This is a genomic window from Prauserella sp. PE36, from assembly GCF_003311655.1.
GTDB classification, from domain to species: domain Bacteria; phylum Actinomycetota; class Actinomycetes; order Mycobacteriales; family Pseudonocardiaceae; genus Prauserella_A; species Prauserella_A endophytica.
Genome location: NZ_QEQT01000041.1, coordinates 130,178 through 152,355 on the forward strand (window position 1 = coordinate 130,178; position 22,178 = coordinate 152,355).

22 protein-coding genes are annotated in these 22,178 nt (G+C 68.3%); 10 read left to right on the forward strand and 12 right to left on the reverse strand.

The genetic code is table 11. The features are described 5' to 3' along the window. Positions 1–8: 8 nt before the first annotated feature. The 4 genes from DI005_RS07165 to amiA form a co-directional block, all read right to left on the reverse strand. Positions 9–1,370, reverse strand: coding sequence for a YcaO-like family protein (locus DI005_RS07165; protein WP_233520023.1), 1,362 nt, complete (start codon positions 1,368–1,370; stop codon positions 9–11). A gap of 74 nt (positions 1,371–1,444) precedes the next feature. Next, a complete protein-coding gene (locus DI005_RS07170) occupies positions 1,445–2,398 on the reverse strand; it encodes a CocE/NonD family hydrolase (RefSeq protein WP_199542597.1) in 954 nt (317 codons plus the stop codon). A gap of 35 nt (positions 2,399–2,433) precedes the next feature. Further along, positions 2,434–3,306, reverse strand: a complete 873-nt coding sequence (locus DI005_RS07175) for a hypothetical protein (protein ID WP_113641621.1) — start codon at positions 3,304–3,306, stop codon at positions 2,434–2,436. 74 nt (positions 3,307–3,380) lie between these two features. Next, positions 3,381–3,479 (reverse strand): streptamidine family RiPP, encoded by a 99-nt coding sequence (amiA, locus tag DI005_RS39435; protein ID WP_245960170.1) that lies wholly within the window; start codon positions 3,477–3,479, stop codon positions 3,381–3,383. A 79-nt stretch (positions 3,480–3,558) separates the two neighbouring features. Between amiA and DI005_RS07180 the strand changes: the two genes are divergently transcribed. From DI005_RS07180 to DI005_RS07195, 4 genes are all read left to right on the forward strand, one after another. Continuing rightward, positions 3,559–4,797 (forward strand): hypothetical protein, encoded by a 1,239-nt coding sequence (locus DI005_RS07180; protein ID WP_199542600.1) that lies wholly within the window; start codon positions 3,559–3,561, stop codon positions 4,795–4,797. Between the two features lie 3 nt (positions 4,798–4,800). Further along, entirely contained in the window at positions 4,801–6,573 is a 1,773-nt protein-coding gene (locus DI005_RS07185) for a prolyl oligopeptidase family serine peptidase (protein ID WP_113641623.1), read from the forward strand. Between the two features lie 146 nt (positions 6,574–6,719). Beyond that, positions 6,720–7,751, forward strand: coding sequence for an iron ABC transporter permease (locus DI005_RS07190; RefSeq protein WP_233520024.1), 1,032 nt, complete (start codon positions 6,720–6,722; stop codon positions 7,749–7,751). Then, positions 7,748–8,581 (forward strand): ABC transporter ATP-binding protein, encoded by an 834-nt coding sequence (locus tag DI005_RS07195; protein WP_113641624.1) that lies wholly within the window; start codon positions 7,748–7,750, stop codon positions 8,579–8,581. Before DI005_RS07190 ends, DI005_RS07195 begins: the two co-directional genes overlap by 4 nt. A 4-nt stretch (positions 8,582–8,585) precedes the next feature. On the opposite strand, the gene DI005_RS38885 is transcribed toward DI005_RS07195, so the two are convergent. Beyond that, entirely contained in the window at positions 8,586–8,795 is a 210-nt protein-coding gene (locus DI005_RS38885; RefSeq protein WP_233520038.1) for a hypothetical protein, read from the reverse strand. Position 8,796: 1 nt separating this feature from the next. On the opposite strand from DI005_RS38885, the gene DI005_RS07200 reads away from it, so the two are divergent. After that, complete coding sequence (locus DI005_RS07200) at positions 8,797–9,618, forward strand: ABC transporter substrate-binding protein (protein ID WP_233520036.1); 822 nt, start codon at positions 8,797–8,799, stop codon at positions 9,616–9,618. Between the two features lie 290 nt (positions 9,619–9,908). Here DI005_RS07200 and DI005_RS38890 read toward each other — a convergent pair whose 3' ends face one another. Both DI005_RS38890 and DI005_RS07210 read right to left on the reverse strand, forming a co-directional pair. Beyond that, positions 9,909–10,118, reverse strand: a complete 210-nt coding sequence (locus tag DI005_RS38890; protein WP_112271402.1) for a hypothetical protein — start codon at positions 10,116–10,118, stop codon at positions 9,909–9,911. A gap of 437 nt (positions 10,119–10,555) precedes the next feature. Further along, a complete protein-coding gene (locus DI005_RS07210) occupies positions 10,556–11,356 on the reverse strand; it encodes an NAD(P)H-dependent oxidoreductase (protein WP_113641625.1) in 801 nt (266 codons plus the stop codon). Between the two features lie 164 nt (positions 11,357–11,520). Between DI005_RS07210 and DI005_RS07215 the strand changes: the two genes are divergently transcribed. Next, positions 11,521–12,507, forward strand: a complete 987-nt coding sequence (locus tag DI005_RS07215; RefSeq protein WP_112271398.1) for an AraC family transcriptional regulator — start codon at positions 11,521–11,523, stop codon at positions 12,505–12,507. 107 nt (positions 12,508–12,614) lie between these two features. Here the strand turns inward: DI005_RS07215 and DI005_RS07220 are convergent, their stop codons facing one another. After that, positions 12,615–12,794 (reverse strand): hypothetical protein, encoded by a 180-nt coding sequence (locus DI005_RS07220; RefSeq protein ID WP_147263828.1) that lies wholly within the window; start codon positions 12,792–12,794, stop codon positions 12,615–12,617. Positions 12,795–12,975: 181 nt separating this feature from the next. Between DI005_RS07220 and DI005_RS07225 the strand changes: the two genes are divergently transcribed. The 3 genes from DI005_RS07225 (at position 12,976) to DI005_RS07235 (ending at position 15,445) form a co-directional block, all read left to right on the forward strand. Then, positions 12,976–13,437: a hypothetical protein gene (locus DI005_RS07225; RefSeq protein WP_216641978.1), complete on the forward strand. Its 462-nt coding sequence runs from the start codon at positions 12,976–12,978 to the stop codon at positions 13,435–13,437. A 71-nt stretch (positions 13,438–13,508) separates the two neighbouring features. Continuing rightward, a complete protein-coding gene (locus DI005_RS38505) occupies positions 13,509–14,240 on the forward strand; it encodes a hypothetical protein (protein ID WP_237339200.1) in 732 nt (243 codons plus the stop codon). A 116-nt stretch (positions 14,241–14,356) separates the two neighbouring features. Then, positions 14,357–15,445 carry a hypothetical protein gene (locus tag DI005_RS07235; protein ID WP_098085221.1) on the forward strand — a complete coding sequence of 363 codons (1,089 nt, stop codon included), beginning with the start codon at positions 14,357–14,359 and terminating at the stop codon, positions 15,443–15,445. 17 nt (positions 15,446–15,462) lie between these two features. Here DI005_RS07235 and DI005_RS07240 read toward each other — a convergent pair whose 3' ends face one another. Then, positions 15,463–18,093, reverse strand: coding sequence for a DEAD/DEAH box helicase family protein (locus tag DI005_RS07240; RefSeq protein WP_098085224.1), 2,631 nt, complete (start codon positions 18,091–18,093; stop codon positions 15,463–15,465). A 60-nt stretch (positions 18,094–18,153) separates the two neighbouring features. Beyond that, on the reverse strand, positions 18,154–18,471 hold the full coding sequence (locus tag DI005_RS07245; RefSeq protein ID WP_216641980.1) for a hypothetical protein: 318 nt from the start codon (positions 18,469–18,471) through the stop codon (positions 18,154–18,156). A 482-nt stretch (positions 18,472–18,953) separates the two neighbouring features. Between DI005_RS07245 and DI005_RS07250 the strand changes: the two genes are divergently transcribed. Then, entirely contained in the window at positions 18,954–20,222 is a 1,269-nt protein-coding gene (locus DI005_RS07250) for a sigma-70 family RNA polymerase sigma factor (protein WP_233520025.1), read from the forward strand. An 18-nt stretch (positions 20,223–20,240) separates the two neighbouring features. Here DI005_RS07250 and DI005_RS07255 read toward each other — a convergent pair whose 3' ends face one another. Both DI005_RS07255 and DI005_RS07260 read right to left on the reverse strand, forming a co-directional pair. Then, positions 20,241–21,008, reverse strand: coding sequence for a hypothetical protein (locus DI005_RS07255; protein WP_098085227.1), 768 nt, complete (start codon positions 21,006–21,008; stop codon positions 20,241–20,243). Between the two features lie 17 nt (positions 21,009–21,025). Next, a complete protein-coding gene (locus tag DI005_RS07260; protein ID WP_127516251.1) occupies positions 21,026–21,898 on the reverse strand; it encodes a hypothetical protein in 873 nt (290 codons plus the stop codon). Positions 21,899–22,178 lie beyond the last annotated feature (280 nt).

The following is a 22,178-nucleotide window of genomic DNA, read 5'->3' on the forward strand; positions in this document are numbered from 1 at the left end:
GGCGGGGCCTACATATGCGGGGGCGGAATGAAGGTGAGGTCTGCCGGGCTGCCATCCCATGAGGTGCGCCATCCCCGGTCGAGGGCGGCCTGCTCGAAGCGGGACATGCCGAGGTAGGCGAAGGCTGCCGGCGCGTTGGGGACAAGACCGGTGATGATGGTCCGGACGACGCGCAACGAGGTGCGGCGGATGTCGCTGGTGGTCAGGTCTCGGGTGAGGATGCCATGTCCGCGTGCGCGCAGACGTTGGTAGACCTCGTCCATGGTCACCGCCGGCAGGTCGGTGATCGGGCGTATCCCGCCGGCCGGAGCGGCAAACCGGCGCGCCTCGGCGTGGACGCGGGGATCGAGCCAGAGTTGGACATGCGCGCCGAGGTCGATGATGTGCTCGCAGTGCTGACCCGCGGCGTCGAGATAACGTGCGTCCTCGCGGAAATCGAGGTACAGGCCCCGGGCCAGCAGACCCTGTTCGACGGCACGGAACACCCACCCGTCGGCGCTCGTGCAGCCTTGGGTGTAGATCCAGGTGTGCACGGCTTCCAGGACGGCTTTGCGGGCGGCTTGTGCCGGGTCGAGGGCGGCGGAGAATCCCGCCGCGTACAAGCCACGGTCCCGATCGTGCACGAGAGCGGCTACGGCGGGAGCGAACTCCGAGGGCATGGCCACCAGCGACACGGTCAGGCTGCTGCCGTCGAGATCGTCCGCGAGGCCGGGCACACTGGCGGGGTCGATGCCGATCGTGGGTCCATCGAGGTGCCACCACACTTCGAGCGCGTCGCGTTCGATGATCTCCAGTACGCCGCGGTCGCGGGCGTCCTGCGTGCCTTGTCCGGTGGCGATGCCCGCGTAGTTGAGGTGATGGATGCGGGGCAGCTGCCGGAATCGGGATTGCCGCCAGTTCAGGTAGACCAGTGAGGCAGGGACCCACACGTCTGCGTCGTGCTCGTCGGTGCAGCGGGCCCACAGTGTGGGCGTGTGCTCGGTGAGTCGCTCGTAGGGGAAGTTCTCCCGGTCGTATTGCCACGGGGCGAACACCGGCAGCGCACTCAGTGGGATGGGAGTGAGCGCATCGTCGAGCAGCTGGGCCCTGGTCGCGATGCGTAGTTCCCCGGCGGGAAGCTCGGCGGGGAGCCAGTTGCCGCAGTACCGTTCGACGCCTTCGGCGACTGCCGCGATGCGGGCCTGTTCCACGTCGCCGAAGGAGGTGCCCAAGGACACGCGGTCAGCCGGCCATTCGCCCAGCCGGCGGGCGTCCGAGACGGCCGCGGTCAAGGCGAGGTAGGCGGTGGGCGCACCGGCGGGGTGTGGCACCTGGCGGACAGAGCGGATGACGCCGCACACCGGGTCTACCAGCGCCTCGACGGGCAGCACGCGCTGGCGGTGCGGTGCTGGCGTCGGGAACTCACCCGCGGCGTGCTCACGCGGTCGGCCGATGTCGACGGGGGTCATGGTGCGGTCCTTTCGTGACGCCACGCCATCTCGGCGGGATCGAGCGTCGAGCGAGAGTGAGGCACGCACCGCAGGGGCTCGGTCCACGCCGCCGCGGTGCCGGGCAGGTCGTGGGCCGCCAGCCACGCCTCGATGATGCCGCCCAGGCCGCCGGCGGCGCGGAAACGGCTCCGCAGCTCGGGGTCGGCGATGTCTCCGGCCAGCCCGTGTCCCCAGGGCCCGGTGACGAAGTGACTCGCCGCGGTCCAGGTGCGCGCCAGGCGACGGGCGTCGTTGTCGAAGAAGTCGTCCTCGCCGCTGATCACCAGCAGCGGGACATCGAGGGGGTAGCGTGCGGCCAGGTCGATCCGTTCGGCCTGCCAAAGCCGCTGCCATTGTGCTAGCGCGTGTGGTGTCCAGCCCCAGTTCTTCGCGGCATCGACAACACCGGCGTTGCCGGCTTGCGCTGTGCGCCTGGCGAGTTCGGCCGTGGACAGCGGGTTCTGAGCGTAGCGGGTGCGGCCGTGTTCGTGCCACCATCCGATCCGATGCCAGATCTGCGGAGTACCTGAGCTGTCCCACGCGGTCTCGGCGAGTCCCAGCGCCGGGACGAGCACGATCACCGCCGCGACGGTGCCGCTGCCGGCGTGTGCCGCGCCGCGAGCGGCTTCCAGGGCCGCGTGCGCGGCATAGGACGCGCCGAACAGCACGATCGGCAGTCGAGGGTGCTCGCGGCCCAGCTGGGCGAGCACCTGGCCCCCATCGTCCTCCTCGTGCTGGTAGGGGGCCCAGTCGCCGCCGGACCGGTACCGTCCGCGGACGTCCTGGATCAGGCAGTGGTAGCCGCGCGCCGACCAGGATCTCGCCGTCGCCGCGTGCTGCCGCGCGTCGTAGGGGGTTCGGATCACGACCAAGCCGGCCGGGGCCGTGCACTCCCAGAACTGCCCTCGAAGCTCGGTGCCGTCGCGCATGCGGCACACATGCTCGCGTGGCTGCACGGGTGTCATCACCGTCGGATCACCGGCTCATCGGGCACATACGGCGGGGCGTAGCCCAGGACAGGGTGTTCGCTGACCGTGCCGGTCGCCGGTACGAACGTCCACAGCGTCTGCCGGTACTCCTCCAGCAGCGCGGTCTCCTGCGCCCACGCCAAGGCAACGGCGAGGATGCGGCCGACCAGGAAGGTGCGCGCGCTGGACGGTATCGGCCTGCCGTCGGCGGGGGCCGCCCGCTGCCAGGCGGCCAACTGTCCGGGCACGAGGCTGGCCGCCAAACGCCGGCGCCGCACCTGCTCGCTTCCCGGGTCCTCGGCGGTCACGCCGATCGGATCGACGAAACAGTTCTCGCCTTCCCGATAGGCGCGCAGCCACGCCACCCCCTCGCCCGGCAGGACATCCAGCCGGCCCCAGTCGGCCCGCTCCGCACCAGAGTCCGCATAGGCGATCACCAGATCGCACGCTACGGGCCCGCCCCCACCGTTCACCGGTTCACCGTCCGGCCCCGGGTGCCCAGTCGCCAGCAATTGCGCGCTCGTGGCGTACCGCTGTGTGCTCACCTCCCATTCACCCAGTGCCTGGGCCAACTCGTCGATGACGGCACCGGATCCGAGCAGTCCCACCGTGCGCTTGGAGGCCGGCCACCGGTGCTGAGCGTCGGCGGCTTCCCGTGAGGCCATCTCCTCCTGGAGCGCGGCGAGGTAGGCCGCGGTCGCCTCGTCACCGGCCGAGTCCCCGGTGAGGACGTCCCACAGCCCCGGCGGCGGCGCCTGCAGGCGCAGGAACCGGCCCGCGGACGTGCGCACCATCGCGGCGCCGTCGGAGTCGATCAGCACGTGCGCGCCGGTGGCGGGCACGTGAGCGACACGAGATTCGGTGGGCATCGGCGGCCTTTCGAAGGGCCCGGCCGGGCAACCCCGAAGGGCTGCCCGACCGGGAGTGTGTTCTCGCTGCGTGGTCAGTCGAACGGGTTCTCGACGAGAGCGTTCGAGTGCGTGGCCGACAGGTGCGCCAGCTGCTCGGGCTCCTCGATCTCAGCAACGATCTGCGTGTCCATTGCGGACTCCTCTCGATGGATGGGCCGTGCCGGCGGGAAGGCCGACACGAGTTCGCGAGGCGAACACCGTCGACCCTAGTTGATAACGATTTTCATATCTAATAGGTTTGGGAGCATGGATACTCCGCGGCTCGTGGTCGCCGACTACCGGGCAGGGCGCGTGTACGCCGTTCGCGGCGCTGCCGTGAACCCGCTCGGCTGCGGCGTGCTGGCCGAACACGCGGGTGTGTTGTCGTTGCCCGAACGGGCGGGCCGGTCTCGCGGGTGGGCTTTCGTCGACGACCGCGGCGGCGCGCTCGTGGTGCACACGGGCGACGAGCGCCTGCGGATCCCGGTCGCGATCCCCGGCGAACATCTCGCCTGCGATGTCACCGGCCGGTACGTCGTGATCACGACAGGGATGGGCGCGAACGCGGACGTGTGGAGCGATGTCGTCACCGTCGTCGATGTCGATCAGAACGAGTCGGTGCGCTTTCGTACCCGTGTCGGCGAACCCGGCGTCCTTGTCGTGCCCGACCAGCGCGACGGCGAACCGGCGATCGTGCTACGGCACCGAGAACCCGGAGCCATCGAAGCGATCCCGCTCCGCGACGGCCTCGGCGTAGGTTCGCACGTGCCAGAACTGCGTGGGCGGGCCACAACGGACCTCGCCGCTGACGGGCATGGTGATGCCGTCGATCACCGGACGGGGATCGCGGCGACGGCAACCAGCCGAGGCCTGGAACGGTTCGTCATCGATCAGGGTGTGCCCCGCATGATCGGCCGCACCCCGTGGCCGGTTCCGGGGCGAGCGTTCTACCTGCGCTTCGATCCAGCCACGGGCCGAGCGGTCGGCGTCGTCCGCGGCGGTCCCACCTCCCCTGGTCAGTGGACCGCCTGGACGAACCATCTCGTGGACGTCGATCTCTCCACCGGCCACACGCGCAGTACGGAACTCCCCCCGGGGCTGGCGTTCCGGTTCGCGCTCGGCGGAGGGCGGGCAGCGGTGGCCACGATCCATCCCGACGGCGACGAAGTGACGATCGTCGACCGCTCCGGCACGGATCTGCACCGCCTCCGCACGGTTTCACTGCCAGCACTGTCCCGTCCACCGGCCGCCGGACACCTTCCGTGGGATCCGGTCGGCGACTCCCCGGCCCAGCGCAGGGCGATCGCCCTCGACCCCACCGGTTCGATGGTGGCCGTCACCCGCGGCGGAGACAGTCAGCTGCACCTGATCGGCGACGACGGAATCGACACCCTCAGCGTGCCCACACCGCTCGACGAGGGCGGGCATCTGTACTGGCACGGCGGCGCCGTCGACCCGGTCGGTCGATGAACCGTGACTGAGGTGATCGTCCCGATCGACCCTGCGCTGGATGCCGCCTTGTCCCGCTGGGAGCGGCACGGCCGGCCTGGCCTGCCCGACGGCGGTTTCACACTCAGCCGCCTACCCGGGCGGCAGCGTCGCGGCATCTATCGCGCCGACACCGGTGAGGCCGTCATCGAACCGGACGGGCACATTCTGCGCATGGCCGCGGCCCCGGATCGCCGGCACATCGCGATCCAGCTCGCCGAGCACGCCGACGAGAACGCGGACCTGGCGATCGTGGACGTCGCATCCGGTCAGGTCCACCCGTATCCGGGTGTCCGCTGTCGCTACGAGCCCATGGTGTGGGACGCGCACTCGCGCACGGTCGACCTCGTCGCCCGAGAACCCCAACGCCTCGTCAGCGTCGATGTGACCGCCCAGCGGGTCACGACCACGGAACTGACCGCTGAGGCGCGCGTGCGGTTGTTCCCGGCAGGCCCGCGCGGGCTCCTCTGCGAAAGCCGACCGGGCACACCCACCCGCATGGTCGACCGTGCCACTGGCAGACACTTCGCCTCGTTCCCGGCAGTCGTCCGGGTCGTCGGCATCGGCGACGACGTCCTCATCGACGACGGCACCACGCTTCATTTCCTCGACCCGCGCGGCGGGACCGAGAAATGGTCCTGGCAGGATCCTGCCCTGCAGATCACGTCCCTCGCGGTCGCAGGCCGGCACGTGCACATTGGCGCCGTCCGGGACGGCCACAGCGTCCTCCTCCGGCTCGCCGACGGACACATCATCGACGAGCGCCTCGTCAGCTACCGAGGAGCTCCGGCCGTGGCGAGCGGGGTAAGTGCCGACGACGGCCGGGTTCACGTTCTCATCGAAGCACCGGCCCTGCCCCCACGCGTCGTCCCAGCCCTCGAGCTGCTCGCGGACACCGCCGAGACCAGCAGCCGCGAGAACGCCACGGTCGCCCGCACCCAATGGCACACGGTCACCGCCGACGACGGCGAGAACATATCGGTGGCGATCACCTCTCCCGTCGACATCGACGGGCCGACTCCGCTGATCCTGACCTGCTACGGCGGATTCGGGGTGCCGAGCCTCCCGGTGTTCGAACCGACCATCCCCGCCTGGATCGAACACGGTGGCCGGTACGCCATCGCACACGTTCGGGGCGGCGGCGAGCGCGGCAGGGCCTGGCGCGATGCCGGCCGCGGGAGGAACAAACACCGCGGTATCGACGACCTTGCCTGCGTCGCCCGCGGCCTCGTCGAGGCCGGCTACACCCGCCCCGACCAGCTCGTACTGGTCGGCGCTTCCCACGGCGGAGTGCTGGTATCCAGTTGCGCACTCGGCTTCCCGGACCTGTGCGCCGGGGTCATCAGCACCGCGGCACCGCTCGACCTGCTCAACCTCGACGCCCATCCGCTCGGGCACCACTGGATCAACGAGTTCGGCGATCCGGACAGCCCCGGAGGCATCGACGAACTGCGCCGCATCTCACCGTTGCACCGCGCCCAAACTCTGCCTGCCGGGATCCGGCTTCCGAGATTCCTCGGCGTAGTGCTCGCGGACGACTCCCGCGTCAACGCCGATGCCACCCAAGCGGTCGTCGACGCCCTGCGGGACAGGGGCGGCGACGCCGCCGTGTGGCGTGCCGACCGAACCGGCCACGGCAGCAACCATCTCGACAGCCTCCATCACCTCGGCGCGACGGTGCTGAGCTTCGCCGCCATCACCACCGGGCCAGCACGGCCGACGACGTCGCCGACCGAAGAGAGAGCACACCGCACATGACATCGGTCAACCACCGGAGCCCGGACCCGGGCTCTCTCCGGCCGGAGCCGACGCGTTCCCGGCCAGGCGCCGAAGGGAGCCCCGCCGCGACGGGCCCGAACCCGCCCGAACCGCCGCGGCGGCTGCGTCGCCGTGGAGCCCTCGCCGTGCGGATCCTCGTACCCACGCTGACGTTGTCGCTCCTGGCCGTGATCGTGGTCTCGGCGAGCATCGGCACCATCGGCGTGCCGCTCGTCGACAGTCTCAAGATCATCGTCGGACATCTCGTTCCCGGTATGCCGTGGATGTCCGATGGCTCACTGAGCAGCGTGCAGGACAATGCGGTGTGGCAGTTCCGGCTACCGCGCAGCGTGCTCGCCGCGCTGACCGGGGCCGCGCTGGCGCTGGCGGGCGCCCTCATGCAGGCCGTGGTCCACAACTCACTGGCCGAGCCCTACATCCTCGGCGTCTCCGCGGGAGCCGGAGTCGGAGCCGTGTCCTTCATCGTGCTCGGGATCGGGCTCAGCTCACTGGGGATCGGGGCATCGGCGTTCATCGGCGCGGTGATCGCCACCGCGGCCGTCTACGTCCTGGCGCGCAAAGGCGGTCGGATCGCACCGCAACGGTTGATCCTTGCCGGTGTCGCCCTCGGCTCGCTGTTCAGCGCGATCACCAGCTACCTGACCATCTCGACCGATGCGCAGAACGTCTACAGCATCATGTTCTTCCTGCTGGGATCGGTCTCGGCGGCGACGATGCACCACCTGATCCTGCCCGCCATCGCCCTGTTCGCCGTGGGGCTCTTCACCGCGCTGCGCGCCAGGGCGCTCAACGCGCTCCTGGTCGGCGATGAGGCCGCCAGCTCGCTGGGTATCAACGTCAACCGGCTGCGCAGCGGCATCCTCGTCGCCGCTGCGCTGCTGACCGGCTCCGTGGTCGCCGTGTCCGGCGGCATCGGATTCGTCGGGCTCATCATCCCGCACATCGCGCGCATCATCGTCGGTTCCGATCACCGCAAGATGCTGCCCGTCGCCCTCCTCGCCGGGGCGGTCTTCCTGACCACCTGCGACCTGCTTGCCCGCACCCTCTCCGCCCCTTCCGAGATCCCGCTCGGGGTACTCACCGCACTGGTCGGTGCCCCCTTCTTCCTGTGGCTGCTGCGGCGTGACCGCGCCGACAGCGTGGGGGTGGGCCGATGAGAGTCACCATCGAGAACCTCGATGCCCACCGCGGCGGGCGCCGCATCGTCACCGACGTGAGCATCGCGGTGCCCTCCGGTACCGTCCTCGGGCTGCTCGGCCCCAACGGCAGCGGCAAGTCCACGCTGCTTCGTGCCGTCTCGGGCATCGACGCGCCCTCCGCAGGAACGGTCCGCTACGACGAGACCCCCATGACCGCCCTCACCCGTCGGCAGCTCGCGCAACGTGTCGCGGTGATGGCGCAAGAACACAGCGAGGAATTCGAGATCCCCGTTCTCGAACTCGTGCTCCTCGGACGCATCCCGCACGGGCGAGGCTTCGGCCGGGACTCCGAGTCCGACATCGCCCTCGCCTGCGACGCCCTCGCCCGTGTCGGCGCCGGCCACCTGGTCAACCGGTCCTTCTCCGCGCTGTCGGGCGGGGAACGCCAGCGCGTGCTCTTCGCCAGGGCACTCGCCCAGGACACGCCGGTACTTGTCCTCGACGAACCAACGAACCATCTCGACATCGCCCACCAGCTCGAACTGCTCGACCTGATCCGGGCTTCCGACCGTACCGTGCTGATCGCCCTGCACGATCTGAACCTCGCGGCACGCTCCTGCGACGCCATCGGCGTGCTCCACGACGGACACCTCGTCGCCCACGGCACGCCCGAGCACATCCTCGACACCGACCTCATCCGCTCGGTCTTCCGGGTCGAATCCACCGTCGTCAGTCATCCGGACACCCGGCAGCCGCATTTCCTCTTCGACTCCCGCAGCCCGCAGCCCGCCGGGCGCGCCCAGGTCCACCCATTGGACTCCGTTCAGGAAGGGACAACTACCCGATGACCACTCACCGGCCCCCCTCGTCGCGGCGTTCGCGCCGCCGGACGCTGACGACGACACTCTCGCTGCTCGCCGTGGCGCCACTGGCCCTGACTGCGTGCGGAACCGGTGTCACCAGCGACACCGCCTCCACCGGCGGCTCAGGCGAGACGGTGACGATCACGAACTGCGGACGGGAGCTGTCCTTCGACACCGCACCGGCCCGTGTCGTGGGCATGATGCCGTCACAGACCGAGCTGCTCCTGCGCCTCGGTGTCCAGGATTCCCTCGTCGGGCAAGCCCAGACCGACACCTCGCCCCTTCCCGACGATGTCGCGGGGCAGGCAGCCGACATCCCCGTGCTCAGCACCGACGCGCCACCAGCACGCGAAGACCTGCTCGCCGCCGAGCCCGACCTCGTGGTCTCGCCCACGGAGTACGAGTTCACCGCCGAGCAGGGCTTCGCAAGCATCGACCAACTGGCCCAGAACGGTGCTCAAGCGTATGTCGCCACCGGTGGCTGCGCTGACCGGCGCAACACCGCCGAGGTCACCGACGTCCTCACCGACGTCACCAACCTCGGCGACATTCTCCGCGTCCCCGACGCCGCCGCAGACCTCGCACGAGACGCCCAAGATCGGCTTGCGGCCGTGGAGACCGCAATCGCCGACCACCCACGCCTGACCGTCGCACAGGTCTACGTCGAGGGAAACTCCCTCGGCGCCATCGGAGCCGGCGTCGAAGCGGACATCATCAGCAAGGCCGGCGGGGAGAACGTGTTCGACCCGAACGCCCCCGAATTCGCCGACTTCTTCGCGGCCGAGATCAACCCTGAAGAGATCATCAGCCGCAACCCAGAAGCCATCGTGTTCGGCACCGCGAGCCCCCAGCAGGAAGAACAAACCCGCACCTACCTGCGCACCACGTTTCCCGACATCCCAGCGGTGAAGAACGACCTCCTCATCGCCGTGCCGCAAAGCGACCTGTACCCCGGAACGCTCGGAAACATCGACGCCGTGGAAACCATCGCGGCCCGTCTTTACCCCGACGCGTTCAAGTAGGGCCAATATCCAACAACCGACGCCCGCACTCGCGCCTGGGAACGTTCCACCAGCAAAGTTGCCAGCACCCACCGTACAGCACGATGTGACGTTCGTCCACTGTAGACAGTCGGAGGTGTGTGGGCCCCACCGGTAGCCGGGACACGCTGATGCGGCGTGTCCCGGCTCAACCAGACCCGCCGTCGCGTGGCCGCCCGGGCGCACCAGTTCGGTGAGCGCCGGGATGTCCAGTAGCTCGACGATCCGCGCGGCGCCCGCCTTGGACTCGTTGATGTGGTGCGACAAATGCATCAGCGGCAGGATCGTTCGACCGGGAGCGTGCCCAGGATCAGTGCACCGAGCAGCTGCGCCGGGGACATGACACCCGCCGCCGTGAGCCAGGTCCCGGCAGCCAGCACGAGCACAAGTGTCGGCATCGGACCCATAGCCAGCCGGGACAGGATCATCGCCCCGCGGCTGCTGTCCTGCCACGCAGAGGTCGCGGCCGTGAACTCCTGCACCCGTTCGGCGAAGCGGCGGAAACGAGGTCGTGCCGTCGTCGAAGGTGCGGACCACCGGCATACCTTGGACGAACCCGACCACGGCGGCGTTGATGCCCTCGTTCGCCTCGTCGCATCGACGGCGGGTGTCCGCATGGTCACAGGTCGCCAGTCGCATACAGATCATCACGAGCGGCCCCATCGCCAGTACGGCGATCGCCGGGGCAAGGAGGTCGGGCCTTCTGATGAGGGACTATCCTCGTCCTGGCGTTGATCGCAATCGAGATCGTCTCCCGCGGCTGTCTCGACCGCCTTTGGCAGCTTGTCACCGGCACTGGTGTCTGCCACCAGTTGGTCCACAGTGGATTATGGATCGCGCCGGCGCAGGCGTGTCGGTCTGTTCGGGGTGATCAGAGCGGCAAGCTCCCGCGCTGTCGGTTCCCCTTCGAGTCGCTGGTTCAGCCGTCATGAGCGAGATGGATACCCAGGTCTGTGCGGCCAGGCAGCAGGTCTTCCCGCAGCGCGCGTGTGCCGCGGTAGTCGCCGTCGCGCAGGCGTCGGAACCGTCGGGCGGGCTCGGTGTCGATGTTGTTCAGTCTGTCCAGCAGGCGTTTGGTCTGGCGATCGGCGCCTGCGGTGTCCAACGCGTCGGCGTCATGAATCACCTGCAGATCCAGCACCTCGATCCCGACGTACCACAGGGTGCCGTGGGTGAGGGGGAAGAGCAGGGAATCAATATCGCCACTGATCCCGCGTGGCCCGATGGAGCGCTCGTCTTCACCAGCGGTCACGACGATCAGGGCCTTGCGTCCGCCCAAACCGCCGTCACCATAGCGGCGAGGTACGCCGAGCTCGGGGTCGAGGTCACCGTGGGCGAATCCGTTCATCAGCACCCGGTCGAACCAGCCCTTGAGGATTGCCGGCGGGCCGTACCACCAGAGCGGGAACTGTAGGACGAGCAGCTCCGCCGCTGCGAGCTTGGCCTGCTCGTGGCGTACATCGGAGGGGATGTCCCCGCGGGCGTAGGCTTCGCCGGTCAACTCGACGAGGTTCCCCGGCCGTCTGGCTAGATCCCCCAGGTCACGCTCGGTCAGCACTGGGTCGAAACTCTGGGCGTACAGATCCGAGGTCGCAACTTCGTATCGTTGCGACAGCGCCTCGGTCCCTGCCTGAAAAAGGTGGTCGTTGAGCGATCCACGGCGCGGGTGTGCGTAGATCCACAGGGCATTGCCAGGCTTTGGCGGGTGGGTGATGGTCATGCGTCACCTTCTGGGGCGTAGTTCGAGATCGCCGTCATGGCACGGGTGGCACCAAGCGCCGTGAAGGCCAGCGGGCGCGGTCCTGCTTCCATTCCAGCCCCGGACAGTGAGACGCAGAATCGCTAAGAATCTCAATTCGATACCTGATCGTCTAAGCTCGCGGCGTGGACACCCTCACCGACGTGCTCGACCACATCCGTTCTGCGGGAGCGTTGCTCGGCCAGAATCTGATCACCCCGCCTTGGTCGATCAGCTTCACCGACCGCGCCTCGATGACCCTCGTGACCATGCTGCGCGGAGAGGGGTGGATCGTTCCCGACGACACCTCGCCTGTCCGCCTGCGGAACCGCGACCTCGCCATCGTCACCGGGCCGACGCCGTTCAGCGTCACCAGCGACCCCGATGCGGGGTCTGAACCCTTCTACGTCCTCACCGAAGCCGGCACCTGCACCGACGCGGCGGGTAACGTCATTTCCGAGGAAAGCATCTCCCTAGGCGTACGAACCTGCGGCACGCACCTCGATGCCGAGCACGCGCTGCTCACCGGCTCCTACACCACTGCAGGCCGGATCGCCGACCGTCTCCTGAACGCCCTGCCTCGTGTCCTTGTGGTTCCCCGCCAGCGGCAGCAGTCGGTGCCGCTCGAACTTCTCGAGGCCGAGATCACGCGGGACGAGCCAGGACAGCAGGCCGTCCTCGACCGACTCCTGGACCTCATGCTGATCGGAACCCTGCGTGACTGGTTCGCCCTCCCCGAAGTGTGCGCACCCCAGTGGTATCGGGCCACGGCGGACCCGATCGTAGGCGCCGCCCTCAGAGCGATCCACGACCAACCAGCTCGGCCCTGGACCATCGAGACCCTGGCGCGCCAGGCGAAGGTGTCGCGGGCGACGTTCGCCCGCAGATTCACCGACCTGATGGATGAGCCGCCCATCACTTACCTCACCAAATGGCGCCTGTGCCTGGCGGCCGACCTGCTGCAGCGCAGCGACGACACCGTCGACTCGATCGCCCGGCAGGTGGGATACACCAACGCCTACGCCCTCAGCACAGCGTTCAGGCGCGAATACGGCATCCGGCCCAGCCAACAACGCGCCATGTCCGCGAGACGAGCCTCATACAGGCGGTCACAGACACCGCGTGCTACCTGATCGGAAGCACCGCCGACACTGTTGGTACATATGGCAATCGCCACGGCAGGCTGGGCGCCGCGGACCACGTCATCGACCGGTTGGCGGTCGGAGAGAGGGCCGCAGATCTAAGCCAGATCTTCCTCGACGAACCGGCCGGCGATCGCCGCCAGCCCGAAGGCCTTGTCGACCCGGTCCGTGCCCAGCACCGCGGCCAACTCGACCGCGACCTCCTCAGGGGTGCGGGCACGCACCTTGGGCAGCCGGGGCGGTTGTGGCGGGGTGGTGGGCCTAACGCTACAGAACACGACCACCCCGACGGCGGGAGGCGCGAACGAACCGCTGGTCGGTTAGCAGGCCGGGAACGCCACCCAACGCAAGGAGCAGTCGGAAAGCGACCACCGCACCGCGAGGAGGGTCGGGGGCTCGGCCCCCCAGATCAGCACAACGGGCAACGGCGAAGCCGAAGCTAGCAGCGGCGTTCGCCGCATGGTGGAGGTTAGGGGACCTTACTCGAACATAAAAGACCAGGTCAGGGCGCTGGAAGAGCTCCGCGAGAAGCTTCCCAGCCTCGATACCCCCGAGCCGACCGTGATCAAGCGCGACCGACCTCGCCGGGCCCGGCAACTCCGTGCCGATCAAGTCGAGCAGTTGATCACTGACTACCGGTCCGGCGCGACGGTGTACGAACTCGGTGACCGGTTCGGCATCGAGCGGCGGACGGTCAGCAACATCCTCCACCGGCACGGCGTGCCGATGCGCCGCCGCGGCCTCTCGCCTGAGCAGGTCGACGACGCCATCCACCTCTACAAGCTCGGCTGGTCCCTGGCGCGAGTCGGCGACCACTTCGGCGTCAACCACACCACCGTGCTGAATAAGCTGCGTGAACGCGGCATCCCCACCCGAGACACCCACGGGCGTCCGCGCGTCGAAGCAGGTGGTGCTCGATGACCAGGCGTGCAGTTGTGTCGACGCGATCAGGCTCGGAGAGGGCTGCTGTGGTTCAAGCCGTCACCGTGATCATGGGCATCGTCGTTGGCCTCACTTTTCTCTTCGGCTTCGGCAACGTCCTCAACCTTGCGCTCCGGCTCGGCGTGCCCGCCTGGGTCGCGCCACTGGTGGCTCCCGCTGTTGATCTTTCGATCCTCGGGCTGCTGCTCGGCACACGGCACCTGGCGCTCGCCGGTGCATCCCCGGAGGTGCTGCGGCCTGCTCGTCGGCTGCTGATCTTCGCAAGCGTGGTCACGCTCGCGTTGAACGTGGCAGAGCCTCTGGTCGCAGGCGAGTTTGGTAAGGCGGCCTTCGACGCGGTAGGGCCACTCCTCCTGATCGGCTGGTCGGAGGTCGGCCCTGGCCTATTGCAGGCGATCGGCGCAACGAGTCATGTGCCAGCCGCACGCGAAGGCGATCGGCCTGAGCCGGCTGTCCCTGTGGACTCGGATGACGGTGCGCCGGAGACGGGGCCCGAACTCGACGAGGACGTCCCGCAGCAAGGTGGCGAGCGACCAGTCGTTGGGCGGACACCGGAAGCGCTCTTGGCGCAGGCACGGCGAGAAGACGCGGCGCACCGTGCTGCTCACCAGAAGCCGATCTCCGCGGACACGCTTCGTGTACGGCTTGGGATTGGCGCGACTCGGGCGCGGCGGCTTGTCAAGGCTGTCCGCGAGGAGTACCAAGCCGAGGTCGCAGGGGGTCCGGTCGACGCGGGCGCTGGGGATGCGGCGAGGGGTGTGCCGACGGCCTTGGCGGCGTGACGTGAGCGGCGGTGCTCGCCAGCGTGGCCGGTTGCCCCGGCCGTGGAAGGATCGTTCGGTGAGCACGAGCGGGGCCAGGCGCCTGCCCCGCTCCGGGTGATTGGTTGGAGAGCAGGATGATCAGCGGCGATGGGCGGCCTGATCCGTACCAGGCGTTCCAGCGCGGGCGTCTCGCCGTCGACCAGCACATGTCGAAGGTGCTCCAGGCCGAGGACATGTGGGCAGAGGAAACCGCGACGGACATCCTGCTGACGGAAGCATTTCCCGATGTCCGGTACTGGAAGTTCACCAAGCGGCAAGAGAGCGCCGTGGGCGCCGACTGGTTGTGGTGGTGGATCGACACGACCGGGACCAGCTTCGGACTGCTGACCCAGGCCAAGATCCTGAAGCGCCGCGGTACCGGCTGGCACGTCGACTTCGGCTACCGCCGCAGGAAGACCGAGCCCGCGCAGATCGACAAGCTCCTCGTCTCATCCATGACGTTCAGCGTCCCGGCTGCTCACGTCCTGTACTGCGGTACGCCCGCATACCGTGCGGGCCTCGCCTGCGGACTGACGCATCACGATGGCGCCAACTGCCGCGACCGGGAGCGGGCCGGGGTGTCGATCGTGCCCAGCATCATCCCGCACTACCTGATGCCGCGGGTGCGTGACAACGTCGCGGTCGAGGCGTTTCACTGGTCGTTGCCACTTGAGGACGTCGCTGACCCCGGCCGCTCACAGCCACCGTTGCCTCCCCTAGCGGCTGTTCACCCGGACATCGCCGAGTTCATGCGCCGTCCGCAGCTCGGCGCCCGGCGGGTCGCCAAGACCATGCTGGAAGCCGTGCACTCCATCCGCATGGGACAGTTCTCAGCGGCGCTGTCGGAAGACGCAGACGACGGCGTTGAAGACGCAGTGTTCACTCACCTACCGAGTGATCGCGGCCACTTCGGCGTGCCCTACCTGGCGCACGTCCTCGGCGGGCTACGTCACCGACCTCCGGCCTATGTCCAAGACCTGCTCGCTGGCCGGACCCCGCCAACGTGGGTTACCGACGCTGTCGCCGGGATCGTGGTCATTCACGATCCCGAACCAGCGATCCAGCACCTCGCCACACCTGCAGGAGACGGCAGGATGCACCCACAACGGCACCTTGCGGTTGTCCATTCCGATGATCGCGAACAGTTGCCGCCTGCGGCCGTGGCCCGGTCGAACTCAGGATGACGGCGGTGAAGGCCGGGTCAGCGCGAGGGGAACAAGCTCGCCACGTCGTCCACGGTGATGATCTTCCCGAGGGTTGGGGAGAGCAGTTTGCCCAGCCAGCCGTCAGGCGGCAGTGTGGCCTCGATCTTCGTGCGAGCCTCGCCGCGGGCTTCGGCGTTGCCGTCGCCGCAGAGCGCTGCGTACTGCTGAAGGCGGTCGGCCAGCAGGTTGTAGAGCCGGACGGCGGCGTCGTGATTGATGAGGGTGATCCTGTCGCGGGCTGCCTCGGCGGCGTCGCTCTGGACGGTGGTGGCCGGGGTGAGCAAGCAGCCGTAGACCCGTGTCTTGGCTGCGCGCTTGGTCTCGACTTCGATCTGGCCGAGCAGCTGGTTGACGTCTCCGCGGGACACCGGGTGCGGTTCGCCGGTCTTGACCTCCCAAACGCGACGTTCGCCGCGCTTGACGGTTGACCAGGTCCACCGGCAGTCGGTGGCGCTTTGTTCGGTCTTGGGCGGTCGTTCTCCACTGGCTCCGACCAGACGTGCGAGCACCTTGAGGCCGTCGCATTGCTGATCGTGGCTGCCGGCGAGCAGGGTGCGCCCGTCGGAGAGTGCGCGGTCGAGCCGGCCTCCGGCTTCACGACGCCATTCATCCCACACGAGGAAGAGGCGGTCGGTGTCGTCAGCGGTGCGCTCGTGTCCCTTGAGGTCGGCGACCGTGCGGCCCAACCGGCGGAACCACGCGGTGCGAGGCCCGTTGGTGGTGGCGTCTTCGAGGGCGGTGCGCGCGGCGGCGAGGTCCTCGTTCCGTCCGCGGTCGAACAGTGCGTGGGCTTGGACGTAGCGCCAGAACGCGGCGTGCTCGGTCTCTCCGGCGGATGCGAGCAGGTCCGCGGCTTCGCGTGCTCGCTCAGCAGCGCGGCCGTGGTCGCCGATCCACAGGTCGGTGGCCGCCGACACCTCAGCGTCGGCGCTAGCGACCTCACCGCTGCCGCCGGTGCTACGTCCTGGGCGTGGCCGTCGCCGCGGCGTTGCCTGCTTGACGGGTTCGGTGGGGCCGGACGGTTGGGCCACCTGCCAGAACGCCCGGCAGGCGTCGGTCGTGGCGACCGAGCCCTGGTCGTAGAGTTCGAGCGCGGCGCGAACGATCGGCTGTGTGCCTTCGGGAATGGACGCGCGAACCGCTGGGTCGGCGAGGATCTGGGCGAACGTCGGGTCGAGTCCCAGGTACAGCGAGCGGTCGGTCGCGGTGCGATTGGCCCGGCCGAGAGCCTGGGTGACTCGTTGTCCGACACGGTGCCGCATGAAGGTCGCGTCACCGAGGTAGGCGACCACGAACCGCTCGAACTCGCTGCTGGCCTGCGGGACCGTGGTGATGATCACCAGCTTGCAGATGTCGCCGGGGAAGTCGAGCCCGTCATAGCGGCCCGCAGTGATCAACTGCCCCTGGGGAGCGCGGCTCCAGCCGTCGACTGCGGTGTCGTCGCCGGCCCGGAGGCGGTAGACGGGATGGCCGAGCCCACCGAGGATCGCTTGCAGTGTGTCCGCTTCGCTGTGGCTGGCGCACAGCCAGGCCGCCTTCCCACCGGCTGCCTGGACTTGTTCGAGTGCCCAGCTGAGCACGCCGAGGTCGAGTGCCTGCTCGGACGAGGGGTTCAACGCGAACATGCGCTCGCCGGTGCTGCCGGAAAGCAGCGGCTGCTCGGTCTCCAGCCGGGTGACCCGGCCGCCGCCGATGCGGCGTTGCAGGTCGTCCATCGAACCGAGGGTCGCCGAGAGATAGATCCGCTGCTTGGCCTGGCTGTACCCCGCGTTCAGCGCCGTCGGCGGGTGGTAGGGGCGGATCTCGATTCCGGACGGCCCGACAAGCACGCCGCAGTGGGTGAGGTGCTCACGGACCTTCGGCCACACCCACTTGATCTCGTCCCGGAGCTTCTTGACCTCTGCCTTGATCTCGTCCGACTCGTCCTTGAGCGCGAGGTCGGCGACCAGCGGCGACGCCTCGATCGCGTCCCGCGACGCTGTGGCGATCGCCGCCCAGTCGCTGAACGACAGCAGCTCGGGCGGGGTGCCCGGCCGAGCGGTGCCATCGCGCATCGCCTGCAGTCCGGCGTATGCGTCGGTGTGCGCGACGACAAGATCACAGATCGTTCGATACAGGACGCGAGCAGGGCCAGGCTTGTCGGGGATGCGCAGGGTCTGTAGCCCGCTGAGCGGCTGTTCCGCTAGATGGGCGTCGTCGAAGATGACCAGGTCGGCGGGTTTCGGAACGGGCCTGCTGTTGAAGTAGACCCAATAGTTCATCACGCCCACCGCCTGGGCCTGGTGGTAGTCGTCGAGCTTGGCGCCGCCGTAGTCCTTCGCGGCGAACCGGACGACCTCCAGGCCCAACTTGGTGGCTTCGTCCTCAACCCGCTCTGCCAGCTGGCGGGTGCCGGTCAGGTAAGCAACCGACATTCCCTGGTCGAGGGCGTAGTCGGCGATCAACAGCGCCAACAGGGTCTTCCCCTCACCGGTCGGCATTTCGATCGCCACGTCCGGTGTCGTGAGGTGGTGAGCCGCGTAGGCGGCCAGTACCTGCCTCTGACCAGGCCGAAGCTCCTTGAACGTGGTCGACTGGAATCCGGCAAGCCGTTCGTCGAAGTCGGGTACTGCCGCCGGTTCCGCCACCGCTCACTCCTCCATCCGTAGGGCATGAACTCTACGGCGCGGGGCGCATGCTCGATCGAGCTATTTCGGTTCTCGCAGCACCGAGAACGGCAGCAACTGGTCGACCAGGTGCAGCTTCTCTCGGCGGCCATCGGCGTAGCTGATCTCGTAGTTGACCACTCCGAGCCAGTTGCCATCGACGCTGGGAAAGCGTCCGTGGAGCCGGCCTTGCACCTTGCCCGTCAGATCCAGGCCAGTCACGATGACGTGTCGAGGGGCATCGGGCGGGCGAGGGAACAGGTCGTCCAGCAGGACCCAGACGCTGGTGAGCACGGGCCTTCGGCCGTGAACGTCGTCGCCTTCCCAGGTGGTGAACGGGCTATTGATCACGTTGGCCACCCGCCAACGACGGTGTTGTCCTCGCTCGACGGAGGACGAGGTCGCGATAGGTCTCCTCGTCCAGTTCAGCGCGGTCGGGAGTCGGGCCATTGGTAGTCAGCCGCCAGCAATGATCAGCACCCTCGGCAGCGCAAGCCGGACAGCTGATATGGACCTCGCCATCGTGCACAACCGCCCGATACTCGGATGGAGGGAGCGTGTGCAAGCCGAGCTTGCACCTGGCCGGCAGGAGCGCCACGGGCCTGCCGGAGCTGTCGCGCCCGTATGCCAGCCTGCCGTCCGGTTGAGCAGTTCGGAGTAGCCGCGGGTCCATGACCAGCAACGTACCATCTCTTCGAACATACGTTCGAGTGTGTCGGACGGTGTCCGGTTGAGGTCTAGGAGCGTCCTCGGCGGTTGCGTCGGAGGCGAGGAGTGCGGTGACGTCCGGTGACTCTCGCGGCGCTCGGAACGAATCCCGCGGAGACTGTCGTGATGTAGGTATGACCCAGATCGACGAGCGGACCGGTCAGCGCACGGAGCAGCGAACGGCGGAGGATGAGGTGAGCGAGGATCGCGAGCCGACTGCGGCCGAGGTGCTGGCGTGGCGGCGCGATGACGTGTTCCTCCCCGAGGCCGAGGCCACTCCGGAGGAGTTCCCATCCCTGCGGAACATCTCAGCCGGATTCATCTTCGGCGGCGTCGTCCGCCCGCGCGAACCGGCTCCGCCGGAGTACGCGACGCTCCCGATGTCCCACACCTCGGACCGGGACTTCGTCGCACTCGCGCAGTGGAACATGCTGTGGGAAGTGGCCCAGTTCCGGCGGCGCTTCTTCGACTTGGACGACCTGCCGAAGCCGATGGCGAAGATCGCCGATCTCGGCGACGTCAATGTCACATTCGTGCCCCGGACGCGGGCGCGGTACTTCGAGTACGCGCCGCTGTTCCACCTGCTGCCCAAGCGCATCCTGGACATGTTCGGACTCCCGCTGTTGCGTGGCGGCCAGTGGCCGTTCATGGCCGACTGGGCCGGCATCGACGACTTCCTGCCGACCGATTTCGAAGCCCGGCTCGCCCGCGCCTGGGCGTGGACGGTCTGGCCGCACCTGATGTCGGGGTCGAAGATGAAGGCGTTCTCAGCCGACGACCCGATCCGGCTGCTGGCCCACAACCTCGACTTCTGGGTGCCCGCGGTCACCGCCACGATCCAAGACCGGCTGCGGGACTTCCCCGAGGTCGACAAGGGCAAGACGCCCGGCCCGGTCCTCCTGGAGGACGGCAGCGTGCTCGCCGGGGCCATCGCCGGCAACCCGCGGATGGGCGGGCCCGTGTGGTTCGGCGAGGACGACGCCCACGACGCCGTGGTCGAGACCGTGGAAGCCGCCGACCGGACCGGCCAGCTCCGCGGCATCCTGGACGCCGTCCGCTCCCACCGCATCGAGGACGACTTCTCCAGCCACTGGTCGTACGCACGCGAAGACTTCGAACGCAAGCTGCACGGCAAACGACGCAAGGTCACGGTGAAGTTCGTCGAGTTGACCGACACCATCCCGGTCCAAGGGCCGGAGAGCGAGGTGCTGGACAACCTGGTCACCAACGACTTCCTCACACTGCTGGACGCCCGGAACCGGCAGATCGTCGTGCTGCTCAACAGCGGCGTGACCAGGAAGACCGAGATCGCGGACGTGCTCGGGTACGCCAACCACAGCGCCGTCTCGAAGCGCCTAGCGCAGATCCGCCGGGCCGCCGAGGCGCACTTCGACGAGAACTGAGCCAGCCGGTCGTAGTAACTATCCGTCTGCGCCGTGTGGTCGGTTCGGCTCCGGGTGGTCGGAGAGTTGGTCGGCAACCAGTGCGATGAGCTCTTCCAGGGACTGAGGCCCGGTCGTTCCAAACGTAGCCCCGGCAATGACCGGTTCGTCAGGGCGTTCGGTGGGGGCGAACAGGGACGGCAGCGGCGGCCACCTCAGCGTGGCTAGCAGCATGGCGATGTCTGGAGCGCTGGTTAATCCGGGCTCGATGTCTTCGCACCGCCGCAGAACCGCATTCAGCTCCGCGATGACTGGCCCCAGAGCCATTCGATCATGGCCTGCGAGCACCTCGCCAGTGTCAGGGTCGATGGCGCGGAACGGGGCTGGCTGCCGCACGAACTCCGCATCCGCCAGGTCTGTCCACGACTGTGGGATGCGCTGGTCGCGGACAAGGTCGTCGATGCGTTCGTCGAAGTGATCGGCGGAGTCCCGGACCTTCCTGTCCCGGAGGGCCGAGGTGTCGCTGATCATCAGCTCTGTCCGCAGTCGGTCGGCGCGGAAGCGACGCCAACGGGACTTGGGATCCGCTCCATCGGCCCTGACGGGCCACAACAGCTTGCTGATGATGGCGGACGCGGTGAGGAACGACTGGACCGCAGGCCACGCCTCGGAACGCCGCTGCGGATCCCGGCTGAGAATGAGAGCCTGTTGCACCGCGGCCAAGGCGTAACTCGCCTGCCGCACGATCTCGGCGACGTAGAACCGCCGGGCTCCCGATGCCCAGCGCAGCTCCCAGTCGTCGCTCACTCGATCATTGTGTCCCGTCAACGACGTAGGCGTTGGCCATCCAGGCCAGGCAGGAGCCGACCGTCATGTTCCCCGCCGCTCCCTCGACGTAGGTCCCGGTAGCGGGTGACGGCGTGTGCGCCCGGAGTCCGTACCCACAGTGGAGCGCCGATGAGGATGCGTTCGACGTCTGGGCTGATGCCGCCGTCGCGGTCAAAGGTCCACCGGTCTTTGTCGAGCACGACGTCGCTGTAGATCTGCGCGAACCACTCGGATTCAGTCGCGTGGCCGAGCGTGAAGCCCCGCGTCCAGGGCTTGTCCTCGTGTTCGTCCCAGGTTCCGGTCACGCCCTGCTCGGTCGCGATCTTCAGGGCTTCGACCGCGATGGACTCTGGGTCGTCCCACTGTGAATTGTTGATCGTGCCGCGGCTCCGGATGTACAGAGCAATCGCCCGAGCTGCGGAGGACGACCATCCTTCCGGTGGCTTGTCGGAGCCGCCGACGTAGTCGGCGGTGTTCTCAAGGCTGCCGAACAGGCACACATCGACGCGGACGCCAGTGCTGCTGCGAGTGCTGACGTACATCACGACGCCTTGTCGCTTCTCAATACCGCCCGTGAACTGGGCGAACTCGACACGGCCGACGCCCTTGGCGAACACCGCCGGCGGCGGGGTGACGAAGTCCTCGACTGCGAGGTCTCCGATCGCCGTTTCGATTCGACGTGCGACCTCAGCACGGTCGAGCGTGCGCGCCTCCTGCGCAAATTCGAGCCCACCGATCAAGGGAATCGACGCCGTCTTGGCCTTCCAACTCACGCGCCGTTCGAGGGCGATGCCGTTTGCCGACGCGATGTCCCGGATACGGCGATCCGACCAGTAGGCGTAACTCCGGATCACACCGAGCTCGCCCATGAGCAGGCCCTCCAAGCGCCGTTCGTCGAAGCGGTCCCGTCAGGGCCAGCACGTTCGAAGCCTACCTATCCGCCCTCCCACTCAACCGGGTGAACCATGCCGCCGCTGCTGTCGAGCTCACGTGTGGTGTCGCCTCATTGGCGCCTCACCAGCGCCTCGCCGCCGCTCTGGTTCAGATCTTGATACAGCCGTCTAATCGCCCACACGAATCGACCCAGCCGGTTCGACTGGTGCTGGTGCGCCGCAGGTCACGGCAGGTGGGTCGACCAGACGCACGGTG

Excerpts from the sequence above, each read along its gene's own strand:
- DI005_RS07170 (WP_199542597.1), bottom strand. The coding sequence starts at position 2,398 with ATGCGCGACGGCACCGAGCTTCGAGGGCAGTTCTGGGAGTGCACGGCC.
- DI005_RS07175 (WP_113641621.1), bottom strand. The coding sequence starts at position 3,306 with ATGCCCACCGAATCTCGTGTCGCTCACGTGCCCGCCACCGGCGCGCAC.
- amiA (WP_245960170.1), bottom strand. The coding sequence starts at position 3,479 with ATGGACACGCAGATCGTTGCTGAGATCGAGGAGCCCGAGCAGCTGGCG.
- DI005_RS07195 (WP_113641624.1), top strand. The coding sequence starts at position 7,748 with ATGAGAGTCACCATCGAGAACCTCGATGCCCACCGCGGCGGGCGCCGC.
- DI005_RS38885 (WP_233520038.1), bottom strand. The coding sequence starts at position 8,795 with ATGCCCACGACACGGGCCGGTGCGGTGTCGAAGGACAGCTCCCGTCCG.
- DI005_RS07200 (WP_233520036.1), top strand. The coding sequence starts at position 8,797 with ATGCCGTCACAGACCGAGCTGCTCCTGCGCCTCGGTGTCCAGGATTCC.
- DI005_RS07210 (WP_113641625.1), bottom strand. The coding sequence starts at position 11,356 with ATGACCATCACCCACCCGCCAAAGCCTGGCAATGCCCTGTGGATCTAC.
- DI005_RS07225 (WP_216641978.1), top strand. The coding sequence starts at position 12,976 with ATGGTGGAGGTTAGGGGACCTTACTCGAACATAAAAGACCAGGTCAGG.
- DI005_RS38505 (WP_237339200.1), top strand. The coding sequence starts at position 13,509 with ATGGGCATCGTCGTTGGCCTCACTTTTCTCTTCGGCTTCGGCAACGTC.
- DI005_RS07235 (WP_098085221.1), top strand. The coding sequence starts at position 14,357 with ATGATCAGCGGCGATGGGCGGCCTGATCCGTACCAGGCGTTCCAGCGC.
- DI005_RS07250 (WP_233520025.1), top strand. The coding sequence starts at position 18,954 with ATGACCCAGATCGACGAGCGGACCGGTCAGCGCACGGAGCAGCGAACG.
- DI005_RS07260 (WP_127516251.1), bottom strand. The coding sequence starts at position 21,898 with ATGGGCGAGCTCGGTGTGATCCGGAGTTACGCCTACTGGTCGGATCGC.